Consider the following 26685-nt stretch of genomic DNA (forward strand, 5'->3'; position numbering starts at 1 on the left):
ATTTATATATTTTTATTAATTGTTTCTATTACCCAATCTTGCATAGACGCATCCCAATTTAAATATTGCTTGTAAAACTCTTCTTTATCATACCAATATAAAAACAACACATCGTTTGGTGAAATGTTAACCAATAGTTTCCAAATTAAATCTTGATGATTTGATCTTAATGATGAATGTGGTTTATGTAAAGAAAAATACACACTATTATCAATAATATCTTTAATTTTTGTTTCGTTATTAATTTTCAGTTTATCTAAATACCTATCTACACTCATTACTTTTTTACGAGTTTCAATATTTAATTTATTCAAATAACTTTTAAATAACATATTGTCTTCTAATATATCTTTTATTGGATGGTTTACTTCTTCTAAATGTTTTGAAAATAAATATTTTTGTATTCGCTCATAACGATTAAACGTTCTTTCTTCTTTTAAATCACACTCTGTTATTAAATGATCTCTTAATTTCTCCATTAATTCTGAGTGAGAAATATGATACATTAAAACATCATGCACTGTATCGTTTATAGCTTCTTTATAAGCTTCTTTTTCTTCAAATATTAAAATAGGTGTTAAAAAATTACGCAATAAATACATACCACCAAATGCTTTTGTATAAAAAGAGTCTGATGTAAAAACAATATCTTCTAAGTTTAAATCTCTATTTCTTAAATCTCCATATTTATTAGCAGAATCTAATAATTGTTGATGAATCTTTTCGTCTATAAAGTTATTGTCTTTGTTAAAATTTGCTATTAATTGTAATTGCTCTTCTTTTACTTTATCTAAATTATCTATTAGTCGAAAACGAATTACAACATCTGTATATCTTAAAACATCTAATGGTTCGTAAAAAACATCTATATTCTGATCAAAATCGACACAAATTGCTGAGTCTCGCGTAATATTTTGAATTTTAGTTTCATGTATTTTAAAAACCAATTTCATTAAGTCTTTATCAAAAGAATGAAACGGATTGTATATTGGTAATCCTTTTTGAAACGGTGTAATAATAATACAATGAGAGTTTGCATCTCCATTATTTAAATAATGAATATCTTTTTTTTCTTCAGATATTTCAGGGCTCCAACCGAGTCCGTCAATAGAAAACGTTTGTAGTTTTGTTACTGTAAGTCCTAATTTAATTAAGCATTTATTATAACGCTCTACTAACTTTCCGCTTACAGGAATTAACTCACTTCTATATAAATTGGCTTCTTTTAATTTTTGCATTATAATTTTACTCTTTAATAAAAGTTTCTCTGTTTATATATCTTAATTTAAATAATAATTTACTGAAAAAAGAATTCCATTGATATCTTAAACCTCCTAACTCCCAATTAACATCAAATTTTTGGTTTTGATGTTTCCTATAAAAAGGAATATTTAATTTAGAATGAATCATTGACTTATTATTTTTAACCTCCTCAAAAAACTCTTCCTCTAAAAATTTCTTAAGAAAATACTTAATTACGATAATTGTTTCATCTTTTTTTGAAGCATAAATATGAAAGTTCAAATCATATATATCAAAATAAATTTTAGATAAATCTTCCGACACCTCTTTTATTAATTTCAGTTTTTTCTTTTTTACAACGTTACCTCTTTCGTTCGAAATTTCATGTAAAAAATATTTATAATTATCTGATAAAACATTCCAACAATTCCTTTTTACTATTTCATTTAAATCTATAGTAGAATTCTCAATTATCGTTTTCACCTCCTTTATAGTAGCCATTTACTAGCTTCTTTCATTAAACTGTCCTCTAGCCTCTAAATCAATATTCATTTGGTTTACTCTAGCATCTACTTTTCGTTTAAAATCGGTATCAGCAATTGTTGCTACGTTATCTAAATATCTAACTACTTCTTGTCTTCTTACTTCAGAAAAATTCAATCCTTTCATATTCGATTTCATTAATTCTTGTAGCATATTAAACTTTGTTTCGTAATTCTGCTTAAAATAAATTTCTGGTTTATCAAACCAATCTTGTTCTAAATCGAAATCGGTTAATCGTAATGATATTGCCGACTGAATGTTACGAACATCTCTTGATGAGAAAAACGGAAATATATTCTGAATTTCTTTATACAAACTTGCATAAAACAAATGGTCATTCGTTTTATGTAGTTTTTCTGCTTTATCATACGCTTCTAAAACTCGTGCCTCAGATGGTTTTTCTACAGCGTTTAAAATATCTCCCATGCTTTTTGCCAATCCTTGATCTTTCAGATACTCATAATCCGAAGGACTTGTCATATTTACAAAATCGGGCATTGTTTTTTGCAACTTACGCCACCATAAATGATCTTGATCTAAAAAATCATGTTCTGTTCTTGCTCCGTCAATTTTAAATCGCCCTTGTACACGAGAAATAACTGCTTTATCAAGCATTTCAGGTAAATTTGTGAATAAACCAATAGAACTATTCCCGTAATTTACAGCGTATGCTCCTTCTGTATATCGTAAGAAAACTCCGATAACTTCTTTTACTCCGGCTGATACTCCTTGTGCTGTACGTTCTTGTAAATTATTTTCAGCATCGTCAATCGGTGCAAATATTAATTTTGATGGATCTTGCATTGGCTTCATCCATTCTACCATTTTTTCTGCCGATCCTCCTTGAAATGTAGAAATTAAGGTGTCTGGCATTGGGTGAAATAAAAACGGAATGTCTAAATTATCACTATGTTCTTTTAATCGTGTTGCAATTGCCGCAATTAACATCGATTTTCCTGTTCCTGGAATTCCATATCCCATAAACACAGGCATGAATCCTCCTAATTCTTGAAACGGATTTTTCTTTGCTTCAAAATCGTAACTTAACATTCGTTCTGTTAATCTACGAGCAAAGTGTTTTGCATCTCTATTACCAACAATTTGTTCAAACTTAATTTTATTAAATTCAATACTTTTTGCTGTTCCAGAAAATGCATTTTCCCAACCAGAAATTGCAAATTCGCTCTTTTCTAATTTATAGGTTCTGTCGGTAATCGTTTCTGTATACTCTAAACTACTTTTTCGTAATTGAATTTCATCTACTAAAGCTTCAAAATACACCACTGTAAAATCAATAACATCTTTATCTGATTTTATAATATCTGGATGTCCTAAATATTTTTCATAATAAAACAAACTACATGCTACTCCTTTTAATGGAGATATAAACGAAACTTCAGGAATTCCTGCAAATTTCTGTTTCATTACTGATAAATCGTCAGATGCATGTGGTTTTAAATCGTGTAATACTTTATAAGATGTAGCAAACAATTGAAAGGCTGTTGCGGTTTGCATTTTACTTTCAAATTCTCGTTTTCCGTTTGCGTCTAAAGCAGCTATTCGTTCTCGTAAGCTCGATAAACCTGAGGCATCATAGTAACTATCTTTTATCCAAATACCTAAAGTAAGCCCTTCTTGAACTGCGTACAGTGTTTGATTTAAATACACAGGTATTGCGATAGAATCTGGTAATAATCGTTTTTTTAATGCTAATATTGTTTTAGATACCGAAGTTACTTCTGTTGTTGAACTTCCGTTGTTTGCTCTAGATAAATATAATAATATAGAGTCGTCTTTGGTGTCTTTATTTTTATTTTTTGCTCGTTGCCCTTGTTCCCATTGAATACTTTTTAAGTATCCACTTGCTTCATCTCGAAGCATATCAAGTTCATTCTGTTTTATTGGAAAAGTTGAATTGTGTTCCATAGTATTTTAATGTTATCCGTCATTACGAATGAAATGAAGTAATCTCTTATTTTAAAAGGATACCTATGTTATTTTCTTCTTCTTGCTATGACGTTATTTATTTTTTTTATTTCTTCTTTCAGAAAACTTAACTCTACTTATATCTTTCAAGTATCTTTCTGATTTAACGTACTGAACTTTTTCTTTTAATATCCCTTTCTTTAATTCAGAGAGATCTTTAAAATTTGCATTCTCAATATTTTTAATTATTGAATTTTCTATTTTTGACCTTTGATTAATTAATTTATCATTAAAATAGATTCTTCCTGGTAATTTAAGTTCCTTTATTGTTTCCCAAATTACATTTTGAGTAAAATGAATTTTAAACTCTTGCTTTTTTTCATTTTCACAAATCAATGTTAGAGATCCTCCATCCATCCAAGTTTGGAGTTCTAAAATAATTGTTTTTGTTTCTAAATCTATTTTCAAACTAACTTTACTGCTTACTTATTTTAAGTTCTGCTACTTGTATTGGTGGTTTTGCCAAATTATTAAGCACATTAGGTGCTTTGTTGTGTAGCATTTGTATAATTCTATGCGGTGCAAAAACATATTTTTTCTGCTCTACTGCATTCCATTTTTGCATGGTTCGTTTCGAAAAGAAACTTCCTTCTTTAAAAGTGTCTCCAGAAAAAACCTCATCTATTTTAAATGACAATGCGTATGATTCTAAAGGAATTTCTTTTTTTGCAATTCCTCCTAAAATAGCGTGAGTTATTTCATTTTCATCTTTTGCAAATACATTATGTAAAGGACCTAAATCGATTCTTTTTATATGTTTTGGATATACTTCTGGTAATTTCCTGTCGATATTATATGCCATTGTATCTAACGACATTTCTCTATCGGCACTTTCTTTTAATACTTTATATATTTCTTCTTTCGCTTTTTCTACTCGTTTACCATCATAATCGAAATACATAAAACACATATAAGGTCTGTTTGTACTTACATCGTAAAAACTCCAACTTATTAATAAGCTTGCATTGCTATTTTTTGGTGCATCGATTATTTTTCCTTGTACAAATTTGTTAAATATGTATTGTTGTTTTACAGATTTGTAATAAACAATTGATGCTGCTTTAAAGAGTTCGTTCTTTTTTATTGGTTGTTTTTTTCGTAATAGTGTATCTAAAAACTCTTCTTTTAATATGCTTGTGTCTTGTAATTTATCTAAGTATTCGTTTCGTAACTCTAAATCGTTGTATAAATATCGAAATTCTAGATAATTTGGAAAGCCAGAATCGGTTAAATCTACTTTCATATTATCTTCTTCGTCATACATATATTTAACTCGCATTGCTTCTATTGAATACAATAACAAATCGGAATATTGCTTGAAAAAAATTAGTTCTTGGTAAGTACACAACTCATTTTGCTGTACACTCACTATTAATTCTTTCAACGCAAAATCTACCATTTTATGGTAAAAAACATATTGTTCTTTTGTGTTTAATATTGCCGAATCTAAAGGTGTTACAATCATATTATTTTGTAAACAATATTTGTTTAATAGCTATTTTATTGTTGCTTTTGTTTGCGTTAAGGATTGAATTGGTATCCTTTTTTCTTTTTCGAAAAAAGATTGAAATGAAAGCCTGACCTTCTTTTGTTTTTCAAAAAGAAGGTAACGCCCTCATTATTATTTTTTCTCTTTTTTATACTTAAAAACCTCTTTCAAAAATGTTTTTAAGATAACATATCGTCATCATTCGTTTCTGGTGCTGGAGCTTTTTCTGGTTCTCCTTCGTTTGAAGGTGTGTTTTTTTCTGCTTTATAGTAATCTTCAAATAGCTCTTTCATATCTATACCATAACGGTCGGCAAAGTTTTTTTGAATGTCAACATCTTTTTCTCTGATTTCATGTAATGCCTCAGCATAACTACCGTATACTCCCTGCATAACTTTTTCGTGTACAGGAATATTGTCCATCATTTCTTGACGTGCTTTTGCACTTGCTGAATGCATTGATGCTAAGGTTGCTCCGATATGTTCGTCTGTTTTTACACCTAAATGTTCTAAAATGGCTGCAAATTCTTGATCTGTTCTTGCTTTTAACGCAACTACATATCCGTCATAATACTTTAAACGCTCTTCAGTGTCTGATTTTAGTTTTGCTCTATGTGTTTGCAAGTTACTACGTAAAGAGGTTAATACTTTTATAGTTAAATTATGCTTGTGTACAAAACTATCTTTACTGGCAGCCAAGGTAGTATAGGCATTTTTAAGACCTTCTAATTCCTCTACTTTTTGCTCAACCTTTGTCATTCTACCTATTATTTCTGAATAGGCTGGTGATTGTTTGTCTACCGTTTCTTCTAATTCTTGTCGTACTTGTTTTAATAAAACATACTGTTCTTCTAACTTACCTTCTACTTCAAGCTTTTTTTCTAATGCTTTTGTATGGTTTTTTGTTGCCTCTACAATAGCCGTTTGTAGTTTATCCTCTACTTCTTTAATTTCTACTTCACGGTTTTTTAATCGGGTAACAGCTGCTTGAGATTTGTATGATAATTCATTTAAAAGTGTTTGAATATCTGCGCTTTCAATACGCTCTTGAAACATTGCTTTTGCTTTATTGTCTGCTCCTTCTCTTGTTTTTTCAACAACTTTTAGTTCGTCTTCAGCTTTTTTAATCTTGCTTTTTCTTCCCCAAAGGTTATTCCACCAAGTATCTGGTTTATTTTGAGCGTCTTCTAACTTAATTTTAGCACGTTCTAATGCTTTTTGAGCATCGTCAATTACTTTTTGTTCTTCTGGATTTAATGTAGAGAATTTTTCGAATATAATTCCTACTTCATCCTGATAGTCTGTTAAATCTTTAATAGCATCTAATAGTGTTGCTCTATCTTTTTCTGCCATATGCACCACATCATCTAATGTTGCATCTAGTATTTTTTGACGTGTTTGCGGATCTTCTTCATGTGCTAATTTAGACTTCATTGTGTCTATGGTTTTACCCCAATTAACATCTACTTTCTCAGTTTTTTCGTTTGAATTAGTTTCTAATAAATCAAAATCATCTGACATGTTGCTTCGTGTTTTTTTTAGTTGAACAATTTTTGGTTAAGCAATTTCGTTATTTTTTTTTAATTAAAACATGAATCGCATAACTTATATGTAGCAACTGAGGTCTTTTTGTTACAAAAACCTTATTTAATCATATTTACAACCATAAAAAAACTCCCTTGACTATTATCAAGGGAGCAACTTCAATTGTTAAAAATTTATAAACAACTACTTATAAATCCACTATTTACCGATTGATTTTTAAATCAATCCTTTAAAAACTCCTGCACTGTTTAACAAAACAAACAAATGCAGGAACTAATTACACTTCATTAAACTGCAATTTCTCTTTGAACTTTAATGCTATCCTCTTGCTTTACTGAACCAAACTGATTAGAAGTATTTTTTGTTCCTCCGGCTATTAAAGCATTATCACCTGCAAAGAATGTTTTATGGTCATCTCCTAAATCAGAACCTGCCATTCTTTGATGCTTTACGCATGATACTCCTTTGCGAATTTCTTGACGCTGCACTCCTTTTACATATGCTAGCATTCCTTCTTCTCCAAAATATCCTGCTGTTAAATCATTCATGTGAAGTGCCGTTGTATGATAGGTTGGTAATGTAATTAAATGATGAAAAATACCCGCTTCTCTTGCTCCATCTATTTGAAAAGTTTTAATTTTTTCATCTGCACGATAGCATAGTTCTGAATCATCATATTGAGCATCCATTAAATTATTTCTATCATAATCATTCATATTTTCTCCTTCAGAAAGCATTTCATCGTAAGCTTGATTACGGAAATTAAGTGTCCAGTTAAATGAAGGTGAATTATTATACACCAATTTAGCATTTGGAATTACTTCTTTTACTCGATTAACCATATGCGCAATTTGCCCAACATGTGGAGTTGGTGTTTCGATCCATAATAAATCTGCGCCATTCTGAAGACTTGTTATACAATCTAAAACTACACGATCTATATTCGTTCCTTCTCTAAATTTATACAGTCCATTTGCTAATCTTACCGGGCGTACTAGTTTTCCATTACGTTTTAATAAAACATCATTTTCACTTGCATCGTCTACCGCTATTTCTTCAGCTTCAACAAAAGCTAAATACTGAGAAGCTAAATCTCCTGGCTCTTGACTTACTGGTAATTTTTGAGTAAGACCAGCCCCTTCAGAATCTGTTCTCGCAACTATAATACCTTCTTCTACTCCTAATTCTAAAAACGCATATCTAATTGCATTTAGTTTTGCTATAAAATCTTCATGCGGTACAGTTACCTTTCCGTCTTGATGTCCGCATTGTTTTGCATCTGACACCTGATTTTCAATTTGAATAGCACAAGCGCCTGCCTGAATCATTTTTTTTGCCAACAAATATGTAGCTTCTTCATTTCCGAATCCAGCATCTATATCTGCAATAATAGGCACTACGTGTGTTTCAAAATTATCGATTTGATCCTGCACATCTTCTCCACCTTCTAATCGTCTAAACAAATCGTTTAACTCAATAGCATCTGCTTGACGCAAAAAATCATAAATCTCTTCAATTAATGAAGCTACGGCTGTTTTCTCATGCATTGATTGATCTGGCAACGGTCCGAATTCTGAACGCAATGCTGCAACCATCCACCCTGATAAATACAAATATCTTTTACTCGTTGTTTTATGATGCTTTTTTACTGAAATCATTTTTTGTTGCGCCACGAATCCATGCCAACAACCTAACGACTGTGTATATTTAGAAGAATCAGCATCATAAGCTGCCATATCTTCTCTCATAATTGCCGCTGTATATTTAGCAATATCTAAACCTGTTTTAAAACGGTTTTGAGCAATCATTCGAGCTGCATTTTCAGAAGTAATCGCACTCCAAGTACTTCCATATTTTTGCTTTAAAGTCTTTACTGTTTCTAATGCTGAATTATAACTTCCGTGAGCTAAATTTTTCATAAGTTTGTTTTTTAATAAGTTATTAATCACTGATAGCTTCGCCCTTAAAATGTTGCCGCATTTTAGGGGCTTTTATTTTATATTCTATAAAGGTCAGTAGGTAATTACGTATTATATAATAAGTAAATTACTTGTCTGTTCGAGCGCAGTCGAGAACTTTTAAACTATAGTGAATAGGTCTCGACTGCGCTCGACCTGACATAGTTAGTCTAAAAATCATTAAAAAAACACGTATCTATTTTACTAACCTCTGATATTTTAAATGTATTGATACGCTGGTAAAGTTAAAAACTCTACAAATTCCTTATTTAATACCAACTTATCAAATAATTGAATTGCTAATTCAAATTTCCCATTTACATACTGAGTATCTCCAACATATTTTTTAATCTTTTCAATTTCTTCTTCTTTTAATTGCTGATACATTTCTTGCGTAAAAACCCTTCCGTCTTCTAGCTGAATATTTTTATGTAACCATTGCCACACTTGAGTTCTAGAAATTTCTGCTGTTGCCGCATCTTCCATTAAATTATATATTGCTGCGGCTCCATTACCTCTTAACCAAGATTCTATATACAAAATACCCACATTAATATTCTTACGAACTCCTTCTTCTGTAATTGTTCCTTTAGGTATTTCTACTAAATCTTTTTCTTGAATGTTAACATCTGCTCTACTTACATGAATTTGATTTTTAGTAGTCATATTTTCATTAAAAACATTCATTGCTAAATCTACCATCCCTGGATGCGCCACCCAAGTACCATCATGCCCATTTTTAACTTCTTGCTCTTTATCTTTTAACACCTTTGCAAACGCTAATTCATTTGCTTTATCATCATTTTTTACAGGAATTTGCGCTGCCATTCCTCCCATTGCATGCACTCCGCGTTTATGACAACGTTGAACCACTCTTAAGGAATACGACTTCATAAAAGGAGTACTCATAGTTACCTGATCTCTATTAGGAACTACAAAATTTGGATGATTTCTAAATTTTTTGATATATGAAAAAATATAATCCCAACGACCACAGTTTAAACCTGCCATGTGGTCTCTTAATTCATAAATAATTTCGTCTAACTGAAAGCTTGCTGTAATTGTTTCAATTAAAACTGTTGCTTTTATAGATTTTTGTGGAATACCTAAATAATCTTGCGCAAAAACAAAAACCTCATTCCACCAACGAGCTTCCTTATAATGCTCTAATTTTGGCAAATAAAAATATGCTCCTGAATCTCTTTCTTGAAGTGTTTTAATATTATGAAAAAAATACAACCCAAAATCTACCAAAGATCCTGACATTGCAACACCATCTACCAAGAAATGCTTTTCATCTAAATGCAATCCTCTCGGACGCACTAACAATACAGCTACTTGCTCATTTAATTGATAGGTTTTATCTTTCTTCTCGTTATAAAAAGAAATTGTTCTATTATTAGCATCACGCAAATTTATTTGTCCGTTTAACTGATTTATTATACCCGGTGAGTTACTGTCTTCGAAATCTGCCATAAAAGTTTTGGCCCCCGAATTCAAAGCATTGATTACCATCTTTCTATCAACAGGACCTGTTATTTCTACCCTCCTATCTAACAAATCTTCTGGCAACTCGGCACACACCCAATCACTTTCACGAATATCTTTTGTTTCATCTGGAAACTTTGGATAGTTGTCAGCATCAAAATAGACCTGCTGATTTTCTCTTTCTTTTAATAAATTTAATCTTTTATCATTAAACTTATCATGTAACTCTAACAAGAAATTCTTTGCTTCAGAAGATAAAACCTGACGGTATTCCCCTAACTCAAAACCCTTAAAATCAATTTCTTTCGTAATACTATTTTGTTGCATAACTATAATTTTTTCGATTCAACACTACAATACTATAAAATATTTTTGAACTCCACAAGCGAACGTTCGCTAATTAATTAAAATAATTAATTTTTATTAATTCGCTAATTTACATACCTTTGAATTACGAATATCTTAATCAATTACTTTGGAAGAAGAATACATCCGCTTAATTTTTGGCCTTAAACTAAAACAAATACGTACCGACAGAAAACTCTCTCTCTTCGGATTAGCAAAGCTCACTGGTTTATCTAAATCTTATTTAAACGAAATTGAAAAAGGAAAAAAATACCCAAAAACGGATAAAATTGTACTTCTATCAGAAAATTTGGAAGTACCATATGATCATTTAGTTTCCTTAAAACTTGATAAAAACCTTGCTCCCATTGGAGAAATTCTTCAATCTAAAATTTTAAAAGAAATTCCGTTAGATCTATTTGGTATTAAAGAAAACAACTTAATTGATATCATTGCCAATGCTCCAGCCAAGGTAAATGCATTCATTAGTACCATTATTAAAATATCTCAGAACTATAATCTTACTCGAGAAAGCTTTTTTTTAGCTGCTCTTCGTTCTTATCAAGAAGCTCATAACAACTATTTTGGAGAAATTGAAATTGAAGCTGAAAACTTTGCAAAATCTTACCATATAGATTTAAACAAGCCTGTTCTTTCAAAAGATTTAGAAGAAATATTAATAGAAGAGTTTAACTACACCATTGATACGGAAGAGCTTTCTAAACACCAAAATCTTTCTGAGTTACGAACCATTTTCATTCCTAAAAAGAAAACCTTATTAATATACGATGAAATAAGTGAAGCTCAAAAAACGTTTATTTACGCCAAAGAATTAGCTTATAATTTTCTAAAAATTGAAAATAGATTATACACTTTTCCTTGGGTAAAGTTTGATAGTTTTGATCAAGTTTTAAATAATTTTATTGCCTCTTACTTTGCTGGCGCTTTAATTATTCCTAAAAAATCACTTATTCAACAATTAACAGACTTCTTTGCTTTAGAAGAATGGAAACCTTTTAATTTACATAGAATAATTAAACACTATAATTGTTCTCATGAAACTTTTTACCAACGCCTAACCAATATTTTACCTAAACATTTTAACATTAAAAACTTATTCTTTTTACGATTTACCCATAAAGTTAACTCTCCTATACATAGATTAAGTAAAGAATTACACGTTACACAGCAACAGGCTCCGCATGCCAATAGAAATAATGAGCATTATTGCAGGCGATGGATTTCTTTAAAAACAATTCAAGACCTAGAAGAATTAGAAAAGAGCAAAGCTACTTTTGGTGTTCAAATTTCCTCTTACGAAAATGAGAAAAACGAATACCTTGTACTTTCTTCAGCAACACCCGATCCTTTTAAAAAAGAAATTAACAGAAGTGTTAGCATTGGAATGCTACTATCTCCTCACTTAAAAAAGAAGCTTCGTTTTTTCAAAGAAGATGTTTTTACTAAAAAAATTGTTGGAGTAACTTGTGAAACCTGTGCTGTTAAAAATTGCAAAGAACGTGTTGCTGAACCTTGGAGACTTGAACGCTCAAACCAATATGAAGAAATTTCTAAAGCGGTTGAAAACATAATATCTTCTTACCAAAACACATAAAAGACTCGTATATGGCAGCTCTTTAAATTGAGATACACACTAAAAAATTTAGGGTTTATTATAAACAGTTATTAAAAAATAAAATGTGGAGTTTATTTAACAGAAAGAAATTAATAATAGAATCAGATAGAGATAGTGTTTGTATGGGAGACGACATGTCTAGACACAATAAGTTTTCTAAATTCTCTGAAAACACAAAAATGAGCAAATTAATTAGAGAACTTATAAAAATCCATCCTATCTCTGAAAATTGGGCTATTTGGGCAGGAACTTATGATAATTTTAAATGCATAAGAGATTCTAATGGAAATTGGTTAATAAATGAGAAAACTTCTATAAAGGTTTTTTTTCAAGATGTTAAAAAATATGTTTTTTTTGATAAAGAATCTTTTGAAAAAAAATGCAGAAAATAAACCCCTAAATTTGTACAGCTTTATTTATTTTTAAAACTTCTGTTACCTTTTACATTTACTATTCAACTAATACATAAACACATTTCAATATATTAATATCCAATAAACAGGAATACTAACGCTATGCAACCAACATAAATCATTCAACTATAAATAAGTTAACTAATATTAAAAGCAAAAAATGTCTATATACGCAATTGGAGATATTCACGGTTGTTTAAAGGCCTTAAAAACCATTTTTAAACAAAATTCAATAAAAAAAGACGACACTGTTGTCTTTCTCGGAGATTACATAGATAGAGGACCTGACAGCAAGGGAGTCATTAAGTGGTTGCTTAAAAACAAAGAGAACTATAACTTTAAATTCATCTTAGGTAACCATGAAATAATGATGCTAGCAGCTAAAAAATCTCACGAAAGATTAGCTGAATGGTTATACTTTGGAGGTTCACAAACTTTAGCTTCTTATAAAACTAGAGGTGACTCTAATTGGGTAAACAAAATTAACAAAACTCATTGGGAATTTATTGAATCTTGTGAATCTTATTACGAAATAGGTAATTTTATTTTTGTTCACGCTGGTCTTGAAATAGGAAAAACATTGAAAGATCAAAATAAATTTCATCTATTTTGGAAAAAATATGAAACAACTGAATTATACAGCTCTAGCAAAATAGTTATTTGCGGACACACTTCGAGAAAAAATGGAGAAATTGCCAATTTCGGACACACCATCTGTATAGACACGTATGCCTATGGAGGAAAATGGCTATCATGTCTGAATGTTGAAACCAAAGAATATATAAAAGCCAATAATATAGGGGAAATTAAAAATGGCACACTATAAACATTCTTCCAATCAAGCAAGAAAATAAATAAAACTAAACATCTCAATTATTAGAACTATTATTATATTATCAATGCCAATAAAATATTTTAGTCCATTTTTTTACATCTACCACTCAACTAATATCTGAACGCATTTCAATATATTAGTATCCAAAAACAAAAATCCCTCATATAAATTAAGGACAATAAAAAATGAAGCACACACTCTTAACATTAGTCCTTTTGATCATTCTATATGGATGCAAATCACCCAAAGGAATAGTCGAAAAGCAAAATAAAAAACAAGATTGGGTCAATTATCTTTTCCAAAATTACACAGGAAAGAAACCGAGTGCAAGTTTTATTGTTTTAAAGGACGGAAAAATAAAAAAATGCCAAAGCTTTGGATATGCTGATTTAGAAAATAAAATTCTCGCAAATTGCGAAACTAATTATCGACTTGGTTCAGTAACCAAGCAGTTTACAGCAATAGCTACTTTAATTTTAATAAACAAAGGAAAGCTAAGCTATGAAACTAAATTAACAGAGATCATTCCTGAATTTCCAAATTATGGAAAAGAAATTACCATAAAAGATTTACTTTCACATAGATCAGGACTAGAGAGCTACTTTAAATTACATCCAAAAAAATCAAAAAAACAACTCGTAGATAAAGATGTTTTAAATCTTTTAAAAAAACAAAATGGCCTTCTATTTCCTGCCAACTCAAAATATAGGTACAGTAATTCTGGTTATGCTATTTTAGCCCTCATTGTAGAAAGAGTTTCTAATAAATCTTTTAAACGATTTATGGATGATGAAATTTTCCAAAAACTAAACATGTCTGCAAGTACTGTATATCAAAAAAACTTAATAATAAAAAATCGTGCATACGGCTATGAGTTAAATGATACAATATTTGAAAGAAAAGACCAAAATGCTTGGTCAGCAGTTCAAGGTGATGGCGGAATTTACTCATCTGTAAATGATTATTACCTATGGGATAAAAATCTTTATAACGAAACACTAATAACCACAAACTTAAAAGAAGATGCTTTTACAATTTGGGATGATATTGGAAAAAATAGAGGTGCTGGTTATGGCTTTGGATGGCACATTGAAATTAAAGATGGAAGGAAATATTTAACGCATGGTGGTAATACTACTGGTTTTAGAAATTATTCTTTACGTATTCCTTCTGAAAAAATTTCAGTAGCGATTTATACTAACACAGCTAATTACGGAACATTTGAACTAAAACGTAAAGCATTATTTTTAGCTAGCTTATATTCTGATAGTCAATTATTAATTCCTATTGACATCATACTAGAAAAGGAAATTAATATTAACGGGAGTAAGAACATAAAAAAATACTACAGTAAACTTACTTCTGTAAAAAACAAATACGATACCAATCCTAAAAATTTAGTTTCGTTGGGTTTTAATTACAAGAGAAATAAAGAAGATAAAAACTGCTTGAATGTATTTAATTTCGTTTGTGAAAAATTTCCCAATTATTATGGTGGTTATTATGGATTAGCTCAATATTATAAAACAAAAAAGAATTACGAAAAGGCTATTAAATACTATAAAATAGTTACACAACTAGCAACAAGTAATAACCAACGAAGAATTGATTATGCAAAAAAAATGATTATGAAATTGAGTAAATAAAATCGCGTTTAACTTAAAAATAACTGAGGTAAAATTCAATAATTTATTCACTATTATTCTAAACTCAAGATAATATCATTTAATTTTTTTTGAGTTTATTTGGTTATTAAATATATCTTTGTAAAACCCTTCCCATAGTATCCTTACTAAACAATATAACTTACTAAAATAATACAAACCCCAATTTTATAATGAATAAAATTTTAGCAATCGTTGTTACACTCTGTTTCTTTATATCATGCTCTAAGCACGAAGCGATTCCAGTTGTAAAAAACCCCACTATACCTTCAACTGAAGTTATTACAATTCCAATTGTTGTTCATGTAATTAACTACACTCCAGACCCATTTGTAATTAGTGATGAAAAAATACACTCACAAATAGTTGTTTTAAATAAAGATTTTCGAAAATTGAATCCAGATCACTTAAATACTCCCGATGAGTTTATTAATTTGGTTGCTGATGTTGGTATTGAGTTTCGTTTAGCTACTGTAGACCCAAATGGAAAACCAACCACCGGAATTATCAGATCAGAAAGCACTATAATCGCTGGTAATGGTCAACAAATAGGTGATCACAAAATTGAAGATTTAGCACTATATTTCACTAAAAAAGGAGGGCAAGATGCTTGGCCAAATGATAAATATTTAAATATTTGGATAGCCGATTCATCAAATCGTTTCGGAGATTTAGGTCTTCCTGGATATGCCAACCCTCCTGGATCAGATCCTAGAATAGATGGTATTGTAATGGATCCTAGAGTGTTTGGCACCCTAGAGCCATTAGTTCCATATAACAATTTAGGGAGAACAGCCACACACGAAATTGGTCATTGGCTAAATCTTAAACATATTTATGCAGGCGAGAAAAATTGTGATACTTCAGATCTTGTTGATGACACACCTAATCAATATGAATCATATTCAGGAAAGCCTACTTATCCTCAAGCATCATGTGGCAGCAATGATATGTTTATGAATTTTATGGATTATGTTGCTGACGATGCAATGTATATGTTCACTGAAGGACAAAAAGAAAGAATGAGAGCACTTTTTAAAGAAGGAGGACTTAGACGTGACCTATATTTAAATAGTAAATAGTTAGCTGCAAGTTAAAAAAGAACTAAATGATTAAACACATAGAATTTCCATTACAAGATGAATACCCAAATTATGCAGAAATGTATATGAAATTGGTTAAAAAAGATGGAAGTCTTATTGAGCAATTAAAAGTAAGCTTACAGACAACAAAGTCATTAATTTGTAGCCTATCTGATAACGAATTAAATTTTCGTTATCAAAAAAACAAATGGTCTATAAAAGAAATATTAGTACATATAATTGACGACGAAAGAATATATGGGTATAGAGCTCTTTGTTTTGCTAGAAATGATAAAACGAACCTTCCCGGTTTTGAACAAGATGATTACAACCTTAACTCAGATACATCAGAGAGAACTATTAAGAATATATTAGACGAGTATGAAGCAGTAAGATTATCAACTATTGCTTTATTTAATGGATTATCAGAAAGATCATTAGAACGTATTGGAATTGCAAATGAAAACAAAGCAAGTGTAAGAGCTTTAGGATATCACATTCTCGGACACGACTTACACCACATTAAAATAATAGAAAGTTTATATTTAAAAAAGTAACGCCTAAAAAAGAATACTCAATTACTGAAATTTATGAATTAAAAGTAATACGACTTACAACTAAAAATTCCGCATATTAGTCGTTTCTTTTTCCCTTCCACATCGTTAAAAAAAGAAACCATAACTAAGGCTATGCTTTATTTTTTCGCCTTGTTTAAAGAAAAAATAATTCAACTAATTTATACGAAGTTTTTAATCATAAATCGTATAAATCTTAATTTTGATTAATATTTACCATTTTTACTCACAATATCTTTGCTTTAAATAAAATATAACTAAAAATGAAAAAAAAAGTAATTTTAGAGTTTAAAGTAAATTCAGAGAAAATAAAAGAGCTAATGAATTTTCTAGAAAATAATTTAGAAAATGTCAGAAGTTTTAAAGGTTGTTCACAAGTTAAGGTTTATTACAATGCTGATGATTCGAAAATGATATTTGATGAAACATGGAAGACTACAGCACATCATAAAGAGTACCTTAATTTTATTACTGAAAATGGTATTATGGAAAAGCTTTTATCTTTTACCGTATCAACACCTGAAATAAAATATTTCGATATTGTTAGTTTATAATAGTTCAAAAAATTACATCTCTTACTTCATGAACACAAGGTGATATGACTATAAATCAGATTCAATACAAGTTAACCATTCTTCACCTAAAATCGTACAAAATTCTTCTAGAGGTATTCCTATTATCATGAAAAAACAAGCCTATCCTCATTTTAAGAATGATACGGTTATTCTATAAATTTAATTTTATTCATTAATTTTTCTTTTATAATTATAGCTATTTATAAATCTTTTGTAAGTTTTAAAACATTAGAACGTCTAACTCAATGAATTTGAATTATTCAAAGTGTATTTACTTTAAATTAGGAGCATGTAATTATGCTCCTTTTTTTATACTGTTTTATTTATTTTTGCTGTATGAAAAAGATATTCCTTACCTTTTATCCTATTTGTTTAATCTGTTTAGATGTTATAATATTTCTGTGTTTAGATATCGAAAAGTTTAATATTTACATATTTTACTATAAATTTGTGGCATTGATTTTTTGCATCACCTTGTTTACTCTCTGCTTAATAAACACATACAAATCCTACCGAATTCACTACACTTTTGGTTTAATATTAAATTTACTTAGTATCATCGCTTCATTAATTTCACCAATTTTATTAGCCTTGGGAATACTATAGGAAAGCCATTATTTTTTTAACTACACTTATTTATTATCTATCTACTTAAATATTCACAAAAAAACACCTCATTAAAGCTGTTCTTCGGTTAGTACATATACTGAGTTAACGTTAAATCCATTTCCAATAAACTAATAAAAAAATTATAATCGCAAAATCGAGGTTACCTCATGGCGAAAGGTACGTTTCTCTATTACCTAAACAACTAGCAATTATACAGGAAGTAAAAACTCAAAATACAAGTAGTAGTAGTAGTAGTAGTATTTTGAGCCTAGAATAATATTATACAAAATTAATGAAGAATTTGTTTAGTTTTCACCTCAGCTCTTTGTTAGGCTACGTTTTATTTAATTAAAAAAGGAATTACAATTTTTTTTGCAATTTTCTCTCCCTCAAATTCGGCTGGATTCCATTTTTCATTCATAAGTTTTGTAACTCTCAAAGCCTCTAGGTCTAAGATGTCATTTATTCCTCTTAAAATATTTATATCCGTTAATGTTCCATCTTTATTAAGTATTGCTCCGATATAAATAGTCCCTTTTGAGCTAGAAATTTTGGTTAATTCAGAATAGTTATAATTTTTTTTAATAAAATTGATTAAATCACTTTTACCATTTTTAAATTCAGGATTTTTATCTGAAAATACTAATCCGCGATACTTTCCATTTCCAATTTTGACTATTTCTTTTTCTTTAAAAGGTCCTTCATTTGTTAAGATTTCTTTTTCGAAATTATATGTTTGTATTAGTTCATCTCTATTGTTGAAAAAACTCCAAATTCCAATTCGCTTTCCTTTCTCATAGTTTCCTTCAGTGCTTTTTGTAGAGTTTTTATGATAAGTTTTCCAAATCCCATTTTTCTTGTTTTCTAAATAATTACCACTAACCTTAAGTTTTTTGCTTTCAAACAATTTATAACTCCCTTGTTTATGTGAATTATCAGATTTTAACGCATAAAAAATTTCAATTGAGTTATCAGAAATTTTATTTTTTATCTTTTTAGTTGATTGTCCATTCACAATAAATGGAATACTTAAAAGTAGAAAGTAGATGTTTTTTTTCATTTTTTCTATAGCTTATAACGTGTTGTGTATGGTTAGTTGCTCTATTTTACCAAAAGTAATTAAGAATTCTTGCTTTTAATCTTTTACGATTACTTTCTTAAGTAGTTTGAAATAAGCAATTAATTATACATTTTATTGGCTTTTAATGCTTTTTAATTATCTAAATATTTTTCAATTGTGATTCCTCTATTTTTATAATGTTCTACTATATCAAAATCGTTAATACTCTCACCTGTATCTAAGTCATAATCTACACCACCAGTTCCATAATCTAAAGAACCTAATAATTTAGAATTAGTTCTTTGTTTCGCTGTTTCCCAACACTTAAACATGATTTCAGAGAACGAATTATAGGTATATTCTGCATAATCATCATAATAATCACCTACAAGAATACTTAGATCGTTAAAAATTGCGTATTCTATTTCATGAATATTTATATTAAATTCATGTTTTAATTCAAATTCAGGTAGATGCTCTGAATATTTTTCATTGTGAAATAATCTAGAAGGTTCAGCACACAGATAAAAGCTAGAATTATCACACAAAAAATAAATTAGACTAATTACTTTAAGAGAAACATTCGTTTCAGGGTTTCTCAATTTTTGACTGTTATTAAGAATATTAGTTAGAAAATCGGTTATAATATTTTCTGTTAGCTCTAAATTCCTTTTATATAATTCTTTGGTTAAGTATTTATTAAATGATAAATCATAAACAATTTGTTCTTCTTTGAAATTAGTATCATTTCTCATGGCTCTAACTTCTTCTTTAATTACATAATAATATTTAGAAATATAGTCCCAATTGTCTAATATTATTTGTGAAGACACATCGGGTTTATCTATTTCGACAGTTTTAGAACCATTTATAATCTTATTCCAGTACTCGTATTTATATGGATTATTTTGAACCTCTAGCTTTCTTTTTCCCGATTTTTGTTTAGAATTTAATGTGACTTCTTCAGATAATTGATTCAGTTTTTTTTTACTTTTCTGTTGTATAATTAATTTAATTATAACAAGAATTAAAATTAAAACCAAAAATATTCCAGCTACCATTTTTCTAAAGTTCTTTTTTATAGATTGATTTTTTTTGCATTAAAGCCAACAATTAAATACATGCACTAGTACATATATTTCTGCTATATTTTTTCACCAAAATAAGCCTTTTTTTTAATTAATTTAAAGCTATAAAACATTTTAAACTTAATCAATAATAACTACGGTTAATTTATTATCCGTTTACTTAAATTTTAAGCATAAAAAACAACATCCTGTGAGTGTTGTTTTATGGTAAATAATATTTTTTTACTCTTTATTTTTTTACCCAATTGATTTGGTAAAACAGATGTATTAATACTTATGTATTGAACATCATTTTGACTTGTAAAAAATCGCTACCTAATAGCCTGAGTACCATTTTATTTTTTATAAGTGTTAATTTATAGGTTGAAATTCATTGTACATTATTTGTTCATAATTTCGATAAAAATGAACAAAAAACAACAGATGTAAAAAATAAAGCCCTCTATTAAATAGAGGGCTTAAGTGATATATACTATGTTTATTGGTATTACATAACCATACTGTGATATACATTTTGAACATCGTCATCTTCTTCTAGTTTCTCTAAAAGCTTCTCAACATCTGCTTGCTGTTCTTCAGAAAGCCCAGATGTTGTTGTTGGTATTCTTTCAAACCCTGAAGATAAAATTTCTACATTATTTTCTTCAAAATATGATTGAATAGAACCAAACTGCTCAAACGGTGCGTAAATAATAATTCCTTCATCATCATTAAAAACTTCTTCTACATCAAAGTCTATTAATTCAAGCTCAAGTTCTTCTAAATCAACAGTAATATCTTCTTTCTTTACTGTAAAGTTACAAACACGATCAAACATAAAAATTACTGAACCTGATGTACCTAAATTACCATTACACTTATTAAAAACAGCACGTACATTGGCAACGGTTCTGTTATTGTTATCAGTAGCTGTTTCTACTACAACAGCAATCCCGTGAGGTGCATAACCTTCAAATAAAGCTTCTTTATAATTACTAGTGTCTTTATCCGCAGCTTTTTTTATCGCGCGCTCTACATTATCCTTAGGCATATTTGCTGCCTTTGCATTTTGCATTACAGCTCTTAATCGTGAGTTTGTATCTGGATTTGGCCCACCATCTTTAATAGCCATTACAATATCTTTACCTATTCTGGTAAATGTTTTAGCCATTGCAGACCAACGTTTCATCTTACGTCCTTTTCTAAGTTCGAATGCTCTTCCCATTTCTTTAAATTATGTTTACGCAACGGCAAATGTAACTATTGCGTTAATTATTTACAATTAAAATCTTTTTTTGATTAATAACTTACTATCTTTTTCATCATAAGCGCGCCATGTACCAGATTGTTTTCCGTTTTTATAGCTTCCTTTTAACTTCAAGTTTCCGTTAGGATAGTACATTTTATAATCTCCATCTAACATACCATCATCTAATTCCACTTCAAATTTTAACTTACCATCGTCATAATACTCTTTGTAATTTGGTGCGCTTAAATCAGAAGGATTAATTTCTTTTATTTGGAAATTTGATTCTATTTTAGCTACGGAATCAGCACTTAATTCCATTTTCTTTGTTAATTCCTTTTTTAATTTTCGATCTAAACTTATTTTCTCTTTTACCTGTATAGGATCATTAAATGTAGTAGTTATATTACTTTTAAAAATATTCCCTTCAGATGTTAATTGAATACCTAGTTGAGAAAAACATATAATATAATCTTTATGCTTTTTTATTTGAAGCTGTGTTTTTCTGTCAGCAAAACTTACCAAATCAGTATAAATGTAAGGTGTATTTATGTAGGTGAAAATAGTAGATTTATCATCAAACAAATAATTGAACTCTTCAAACTCTTTAGAAGAAGTCAGTGTGTAATTTGTTATTTTATTATTTATAATTTCTTTTAATGTGTTTGGGCTTGCACTAAAAATAACAAAATCGTCAATAATAGTAAAATATGGTTTTTCCATTTTTTTAAACATATTACCAACTATCATTTTAAAGAAACCTTTTAAATCTAAAAAATTAATAGTGTGCTCTTTGTAAGTAATTTGTTTAAACTGTAATGGTGTTTTTTCTTTTATTTTAGATAAAATAAAGTTTAAATTTTCAGTAGCGTCATCAATATCAGTTGTTTTAAAAACAGCAGCAACATCTTTTTTATTTCTTGAAAGCGAAGAGTTAAAGTGTATAAGAGCAACCTCATCTCCTATCCAACTAAAAACATTTTCTTTTACACTAATATCTAGCTTACTTTCAATGTCTGTAATTTGCTTATTATAAATTTCAAACTCTTGAGGTTTCTCTTTTTTAAGATCTTCAAAATTTTCTTGAAACAGTTCAAAACTATCAAAAGCAAAACTTAAATAAAGCGCTGTATTCTTAGGCGCAATACTCGCAATCGTTCTTTTTCCTTTTCCTGATTTTTGAATGGCTGTTAGATAACTTTCAGAATTTTCTTTAACATTACTATAACCATCTGCCTGAATAATTGTTCCTTCAATTAAAGAAACATCAAAACCTGAATAAAAAAGTGAACTCTGGATATTTTTAACAACCTCGTCATTTGTTTTATTCGTAAAACAAGAAAGGTACTTGTTTAAGTATTTATATTGAAAAAACAATTTAAAAAAACCGTCTTCAGGAGTTTCTTTAGTAATCTCTACAAAATTAACATCTCTACCAATTATTGGTTTTTGATATTGATTTATAGAATTTTCTATTAATACATGCGTATAAGATGCTATTAATTGATTTTTAATAAACGCTATATGCAGCGTTTCTCTTTCAGTTTTGTTATATAATTCAGTTATTTCATGGTTTAAATATGTTCTCTTCGTAATTTTATAATTATCTCCTGCTAATTTAGAAATACTACTTTTTAAAAAATTAAGTTTTGATAATTTTTCAAGATCAACTACATATAAGAAATCATATTTTTTTGGTTTGTAAACATGAGCAGAGATAAGAACATCACGTTCACCAATAAAGTTAAGTATACTTTTTTGTTCTTTAACAACTTTATCAAGTGTATTTAAACTCTTACTAATTTCATTAAAATAAGTGTTCTTTTGTAAATGTTTCCAAATATCACTAGCACTAATTTCATCCCAAGTATCAATCGGTCTTTCTGTATCTAACACAAAAACAGCATCGCTAGGTACAAGATAAATAGGTTTAATATTATCTTCATCAGCAAGTGTAAAAATGTAAGTTTGATAAATAGCAAAACCAATTATTGCAATTACAAGCGTTGATATAATTTTCTTCTTCATTTTTTAAATGAATTTGTATTAGATGTATATAACTAAATATTGAAAAAGTAAATTTAGTTGTTTAATAATGTGTTTTTAATTCATTTTGATAAACTCAACACGCCTATTATTTTCCTTCTCAAGAGCATTTGCATTCTTATTTAAAGGCGCCGTTTCTCCTTTACCAACAGTAAACAATCTGTTCGGTAAAATACCTTGTAAAACAATTGCTTGCTTAACAGATTCCGCACGTTTTTTTGAAAGTTCTAAATTTATTGACGCATTACCATCGTTATCCGTATGTCCTACAATTTCAAATTTCCAATCAGGTTTCTCTTTAAGGATAGAGACTATTTTATTTATAACTCCCATAGATTGAGCTTTAAGTATCGCTTTACCAGAATCAAACAAAATACCGTTAGTTACATATTTTCCTTCACTCATAATACGCTTATACATTTGACCTCCACCATGTGCTAATCGTATGTTTTTTAAAGCTGTTTTTAAAGTGTTTTTTCCTAAAGACACATTTCTTTCTGTATAATCTACAGGCTTTAATAATTTAATTGCAAATCCATTTATTAATGTTTTATAATTAGGAAGGTTAACTATTCGTTTATCATTAAAATAAACCTTTAGTTTTTTCTTATAATAAGAAATAGACACATGATGCCATTGGTTTAATTCGATACTCTTTTTAGCTACTTTTTCGAAAGGAAAATTATCATAAGAAGCAGTTAAATCTTTATGAACTTTACCTTCTAACCCATTTTTGTTTAACTCAAATTCAATATCACCATTCGAGTACCCTCCATAAATCCCTCTTTTGTCAGAAAAATTTTTAGTGTTGGTTTCAAATGAAACTGAAAAGTGCTGCTCATCATATTGATCTTTTAAATTATCTATATAAATATCAAACTCAATAGTGAACTCATCACCTAAGTAATCTCCATTATTAAACATTGGCATTATAATATTCCCATCAGAATCATCTTCTGAAGTAGGTATTATAACTTTTTCATTATTTAAAGTAGCTACTTCTGTGCCTCCTTTTAATAAATCCCATTTAGAAGGAAACTCCCCAACTTCTTCGTATTTTAAATCGTCATAAAAAATAACTTTCTCACCTGGTATAAATTTAAAATTACGCCAAACTTCTGGTGATTTATTTTTTATAGAAGAAGAAGAATCTGATATTTTTTTATTTGGTTTTTTACTAGTTTCTTTTTTTACCTCTTCTTTTTCTTCTGACTTTTTACCATCAGTTTTTTTATCTAGTTCTTTTTCTACTTTTTTAACAACTACTTTTTCAGCTGCTTTTTTTATTTTATTCCAAAATTGAGCTTGTATAGTTGAAGTAAAAACAAAAAATAAAACAATTACGATGTAAGTATTTCTATTAGCTTTCATTATTCATAGGTGTTTTTAAGTAATGTATTAATAACCACAAAGTTAGTATATTTATTAAAATAATAAACGGGTAACTTTATGGTTATTGCTTTAAAATTTAAACTTGTATTACTCCTAAGTTAAATTTCTTTTCAATTGGTGCATGATTTGCTGCTTCAATTCCCATAGAAATCCAAGTTCTAGTATCTAATGGATTAATAACGCCATCTGTCCAAATTCTTGCCGCTGCATAATATGGTGAAATTTGGTTATCGTAACGAGATTTTATTTTATCGAATAATTCAGCTTCTTTTTCTGGTGTAATTTCTTCTCCACGCTTTTTTAAAGATGCAGTTTCTATTTGAAGTAAAACTTTAGCCGCAGAGTTTCCACTCATTACAGCTAATTCGGCACTAGGCCATGCAGCAATAAGTCTTGGATCATAAGCTTTACCACACATTGCATAGTTACCTGCTCCGTAAGAATTACCTATAACAATTGTAAATTTAGGTACAACAGAATTACTTACTGCATTAACCATTTTTGCTCCGTCTTTTATAATCCCTCCATGTTCAGATTTAGATCCTACCATAAAACCTGTAACATCTTGTAAAAATACTAATGGAATTTTTTTCTGATTACAGTTTGCTATAAAACGAGTTGACTTATCAGCTGAATCGTTATAAATAACACCACCAAATTGCATTTCTCCTTTTTTAGTTTTCACTAATTTTCTTTGATTAGCAACAATACCAACTGCCCAACCATCAATACGACCATACCCCGTAATAATAGTTTTACCGTAGCCTTCTTTATATTGTTCAAATTCAGAGTTATCAACCAAGCGGTGGATAATATCTAACATGTCATATTGTGCATTTCTTTCTTTTGGTAGAATACCAAAAATATCTTCTTCATTTTCTTTTGGAGGGAAAGCTTCTTTACGGCTAAAACCAGCTTTGTCATAATCCCCTATTTTATCAACAATAAACTTTATTTTATCTAAAGCATCTTTATCGTCTTTAGCTTTATAATCAGTAACACCAGAGATTTCACAATGCGTAGTTGCTCCGCCTAATGTTTCATTGTCAATACTCTCTCCAATTGCAGCTTTCACTAAATAGCTTCCTGCTAGAAAAATACTTGCTGTTTTATCAACAATCATAGCTTCATCACTCATGATTGGTAAATAAGCTCCACCAGCAACACAACTTCCCATTACAGCAGATATTTGGGTAATTCCCATACTACTCATAACTGCGTTGTTTCTAAAAATTCGTCCAAAGTGTTCTTTATCTGGAAAAATTTCATCTTGTAAAGGAAGATATACCCCTGCAGAATCTACCAAATATATAATTGGCAACTTGTTTTCTATAGATATCTCTTGAGCTCTTAAGTTCTTTTTTCCTGTAATAGGAAACCAAGCACCTGCTTTAACAGTTGCATCATTGGCTACAACAATACATTGTTTACCACTTACGTATCCCATTTTTACAACAACACCACCAGAAGGGCATCCACCATGCTCTTTGTACATGTCTTCACCTGCAAAAGCTCCAATTTCAATTGATTTAGCATTATCATCTAAAAGGTAATCAACACGCTCTCTAGCTGTTAATTTTCCTTTTGCATGATGTTTATCAATACGCTTTTGTCCTCCTCCCAGTTTAACTTTAGCAAAGCGTCTTCGTAAATCTGATGCTAAAAGTTTATTATGATCTTCGTTTTTGTTAAAGTTAAGGTCCATTGTAAGTTATTTATTTGCGATTGCTAAAGTAAGAAAAACCATGTAGAATACAAGGTGGTTAAATGTACGTTTAAATGATGTTTTCTATGTTTTTATTAGAAATGCTTCTTTAAAAAATAATTATCCGTTTAAAATAATTATGACAAATCAAATAAAAGCACAAAAAAACGCTGTTAATAATTAAA

General features: G+C 29.3%; 21 protein-coding genes. 7 read left to right on the plus strand and 14 right to left on the minus strand.

The window, feature by feature from the left end:
* Positions 1-2: 2 nt before the first annotated feature.
* The 8 genes from H518_RS0113655 to aceB all read right to left on the minus strand — a co-directional run bounded on the left by H518_RS0113655 (position 3) and on the right by aceB (position 10577).
* Positions 3-1238 carry a DUF6638 family protein gene (locus tag H518_RS0113655; RefSeq protein WP_028889585.1) on the minus strand — a complete coding sequence of 412 codons (1236 nt, stop codon included), beginning with the start codon at positions 1236-1238 and terminating at the stop codon, positions 3-5.
* Between the two features lie 7 nt (positions 1239-1245).
* Positions 1246-1743: a hypothetical protein gene (locus tag H518_RS0113660; protein ID WP_028889586.1), complete on the minus strand. Its 498-nt coding sequence runs from the start codon at positions 1741-1743 to the stop codon at positions 1246-1248.
* Positions 1744-1746: 3 nt separating this feature from the next.
* Entirely contained in the window at positions 1747-3711 is a 1965-nt protein-coding gene (locus H518_RS0113665; protein WP_028889587.1) for an AAA family ATPase, read from the minus strand.
* A 93-nt stretch (positions 3712-3804) separates the two neighbouring features.
* Positions 3805-4179 (minus strand): hypothetical protein, encoded by a 375-nt coding sequence (locus tag H518_RS0113670; RefSeq protein WP_028889588.1) that lies wholly within the window; start codon positions 4177-4179, stop codon positions 3805-3807.
* A gap of 7 nt (positions 4180-4186) precedes the next feature.
* Positions 4187-5236 carry a hypothetical protein gene (locus tag H518_RS0113675; RefSeq protein WP_028889589.1) on the minus strand — a complete coding sequence of 350 codons (1050 nt, stop codon included), beginning with the start codon at positions 5234-5236 and terminating at the stop codon, positions 4187-4189.
* A 203-nt stretch (positions 5237-5439) separates the two neighbouring features.
* Positions 5440-6780: a coiled-coil domain-containing protein gene (locus H518_RS0113680; RefSeq protein ID WP_028889590.1), complete on the minus strand. Its 1341-nt coding sequence runs from the start codon at positions 6778-6780 to the stop codon at positions 5440-5442.
* 311 nt (positions 6781-7091) lie between these two features.
* Positions 7092-8723, minus strand: a complete 1632-nt coding sequence (locus H518_RS0113685; protein ID WP_028889591.1) for an isocitrate lyase — start codon at positions 8721-8723, stop codon at positions 7092-7094.
* A gap of 258 nt (positions 8724-8981) precedes the next feature.
* Positions 8982-10577 (minus strand): malate synthase A, encoded by a 1596-nt coding sequence (gene aceB / locus H518_RS0113690; RefSeq protein WP_028889592.1) that lies wholly within the window; start codon positions 10575-10577, stop codon positions 8982-8984.
* Positions 10578-10725: 148 nt separating this feature from the next.
* On the opposite strand from aceB, the gene H518_RS0113695 reads away from it, so the two are divergent.
* The 7 genes from H518_RS0113695 (at position 10726) to H518_RS0113725 (ending at position 17354) form a co-directional block, all read left to right on the plus strand.
* Entirely contained in the window at positions 10726-12210 is a 1485-nt protein-coding gene (locus H518_RS0113695; protein ID WP_043706936.1) for a helix-turn-helix domain-containing protein, read from the plus strand.
* 83 nt (positions 12211-12293) lie between these two features.
* Positions 12294-12623: a hypothetical protein gene (locus tag H518_RS0113700; RefSeq protein WP_028889594.1), complete on the plus strand. Its 330-nt coding sequence runs from the start codon at positions 12294-12296 to the stop codon at positions 12621-12623.
* Between the two features lie 181 nt (positions 12624-12804).
* Positions 12805-13470, plus strand: a complete 666-nt coding sequence (locus H518_RS0113705) for a metallophosphoesterase family protein (protein ID WP_028889595.1) — start codon at positions 12805-12807, stop codon at positions 13468-13470.
* Between the two features lie 194 nt (positions 13471-13664).
* Positions 13665-15125: a serine hydrolase domain-containing protein gene (locus tag H518_RS19900; RefSeq protein ID WP_081411192.1), complete on the plus strand. Its 1461-nt coding sequence runs from the start codon at positions 13665-13667 to the stop codon at positions 15123-15125.
* Positions 15126-15316: 191 nt separating this feature from the next.
* Positions 15317-16225: a zinc metalloprotease gene (locus tag H518_RS19905; RefSeq protein WP_051263780.1), complete on the plus strand. Its 909-nt coding sequence runs from the start codon at positions 15317-15319 to the stop codon at positions 16223-16225.
* 26 nt (positions 16226-16251) lie between these two features.
* The gene (locus tag H518_RS0113720) at positions 16252-16782 is read left to right on the plus strand and encodes a DinB family protein (protein WP_028889596.1); all 531 of its coding nucleotides are present in this window, start codon (positions 16252-16254) and stop codon (positions 16780-16782) included.
* A 281-nt stretch (positions 16783-17063) separates the two neighbouring features.
* The gene (locus H518_RS0113725) at positions 17064-17354 is read left to right on the plus strand and encodes a putative quinol monooxygenase (RefSeq protein WP_028889597.1); all 291 of its coding nucleotides are present in this window, start codon (positions 17064-17066) and stop codon (positions 17352-17354) included.
* Positions 17355-18324: 970 nt separating this feature from the next.
* Here the strand turns inward: H518_RS0113725 and H518_RS0113735 are convergent.
* The 6 genes from H518_RS0113735 to H518_RS0113760 form a co-directional block, all read right to left on the minus strand.
* A complete protein-coding gene (locus H518_RS0113735) occupies positions 18325-19044 on the minus strand; it encodes an energy transducer TonB (protein WP_028889598.1) in 720 nt (239 codons plus the stop codon).
* A 152-nt stretch (positions 19045-19196) separates the two neighbouring features.
* On the minus strand, positions 19197-20105 hold the full coding sequence (locus tag H518_RS0113740) for a hypothetical protein (protein ID WP_028889599.1): 909 nt from the start codon (positions 20103-20105) through the stop codon (positions 19197-19199).
* Between the two features lie 514 nt (positions 20106-20619).
* Positions 20620-21336, minus strand: coding sequence for a YebC/PmpR family DNA-binding transcriptional regulator (locus tag H518_RS0113745; RefSeq protein WP_028889600.1), 717 nt, complete (start codon positions 21334-21336; stop codon positions 20620-20622).
* A 57-nt stretch (positions 21337-21393) separates the two neighbouring features.
* Positions 21394-23385, minus strand: coding sequence for a DUF3352 domain-containing protein (locus tag H518_RS0113750; protein WP_028889601.1), 1992 nt, complete (start codon positions 23383-23385; stop codon positions 21394-21396).
* A gap of 75 nt (positions 23386-23460) precedes the next feature.
* Positions 23461-24774, minus strand: a complete 1314-nt coding sequence (locus tag H518_RS0113755) for an OmpA family protein (RefSeq protein WP_043706937.1) — start codon at positions 24772-24774, stop codon at positions 23461-23463.
* A gap of 97 nt (positions 24775-24871) precedes the next feature.
* On the minus strand, positions 24872-26500 hold the full coding sequence (locus H518_RS0113760) for an acyl-CoA carboxylase subunit beta (protein ID WP_028889603.1): 1629 nt from the start codon (positions 26498-26500) through the stop codon (positions 24872-24874).
* Positions 26501-26685 lie beyond the last annotated feature (185 nt).

This window comes from Tenacibaculum ovolyticum DSM 18103, assembly GCF_000430545.1.
Taxonomy (GTDB): Bacteria; Bacteroidota; Bacteroidia; order Flavobacteriales; family Flavobacteriaceae; genus Polaribacter; species Polaribacter ovolyticus.

Coding starts and splice junctions, on each gene's coding strand:
- H518_RS0113655 (WP_028889585.1), bottom strand. CDS start 1,238: ATGCAAAAATTAAAAGAAGCCAATTTATATAGAAGTGAGTTAATTCCT.
- H518_RS0113660 (WP_028889586.1), bottom strand. CDS start 1,743: ATGGCTACTATAAAGGAGGTGAAAACGATAATTGAGAATTCTACTATA.
- H518_RS0113665 (WP_028889587.1), bottom strand. CDS start 3,711: ATGGAACACAATTCAACTTTTCCAATAAAACAGAATGAACTTGATATG.
- H518_RS0113675 (WP_028889589.1), bottom strand. CDS start 5,236: ATGATTGTAACACCTTTAGATTCGGCAATATTAAACACAAAAGAACAA.
- H518_RS0113680 (WP_028889590.1), bottom strand. CDS start 6,780: ATGTCAGATGATTTTGATTTATTAGAAACTAATTCAAACGAAAAAACT.
- H518_RS0113685 (WP_028889591.1), bottom strand. CDS start 8,723: ATGAAAAATTTAGCTCACGGAAGTTATAATTCAGCATTAGAAACAGTA.
- aceB (WP_028889592.1), bottom strand. CDS start 10,577: ATGCAACAAAATAGTATTACGAAAGAAATTGATTTTAAGGGTTTTGAG.
- H518_RS0113700 (WP_028889594.1), top strand. CDS start 12,294: ATGTGGAGTTTATTTAACAGAAAGAAATTAATAATAGAATCAGATAGA.
- H518_RS0113705 (WP_028889595.1), top strand. CDS start 12,805: ATGTCTATATACGCAATTGGAGATATTCACGGTTGTTTAAAGGCCTTA.
- H518_RS19900 (WP_081411192.1), top strand. CDS start 13,665: ATGAAGCACACACTCTTAACATTAGTCCTTTTGATCATTCTATATGGA.
- H518_RS19905 (WP_051263780.1), top strand. CDS start 15,317: ATGAATAAAATTTTAGCAATCGTTGTTACACTCTGTTTCTTTATATCA.
- H518_RS0113720 (WP_028889596.1), top strand. CDS start 16,252: ATGATTAAACACATAGAATTTCCATTACAAGATGAATACCCAAATTAT.
- H518_RS0113725 (WP_028889597.1), top strand. CDS start 17,064: ATGAAAAAAAAAGTAATTTTAGAGTTTAAAGTAAATTCAGAGAAAATA.
- H518_RS0113735 (WP_028889598.1), bottom strand. CDS start 19,044: ATGAAAAAAAACATCTACTTTCTACTTTTAAGTATTCCATTTATTGTG.
- H518_RS0113740 (WP_028889599.1), bottom strand. CDS start 20,105: ATGGTAGCTGGAATATTTTTGGTTTTAATTTTAATTCTTGTTATAATT.
- H518_RS0113745 (WP_028889600.1), bottom strand. CDS start 21,336: ATGGGAAGAGCATTCGAACTTAGAAAAGGACGTAAGATGAAACGTTGG.
- H518_RS0113750 (WP_028889601.1), bottom strand. CDS start 23,385: ATGAAGAAGAAAATTATATCAACGCTTGTAATTGCAATAATTGGTTTT.
- H518_RS0113755 (WP_043706937.1), bottom strand. CDS start 24,774: ATGAAAGCTAATAGAAATACTTACATCGTAATTGTTTTATTTTTTGTT.
- H518_RS0113760 (WP_028889603.1), bottom strand. CDS start 26,500: ATGGACCTTAACTTTAACAAAAACGAAGATCATAATAAACTTTTAGCA.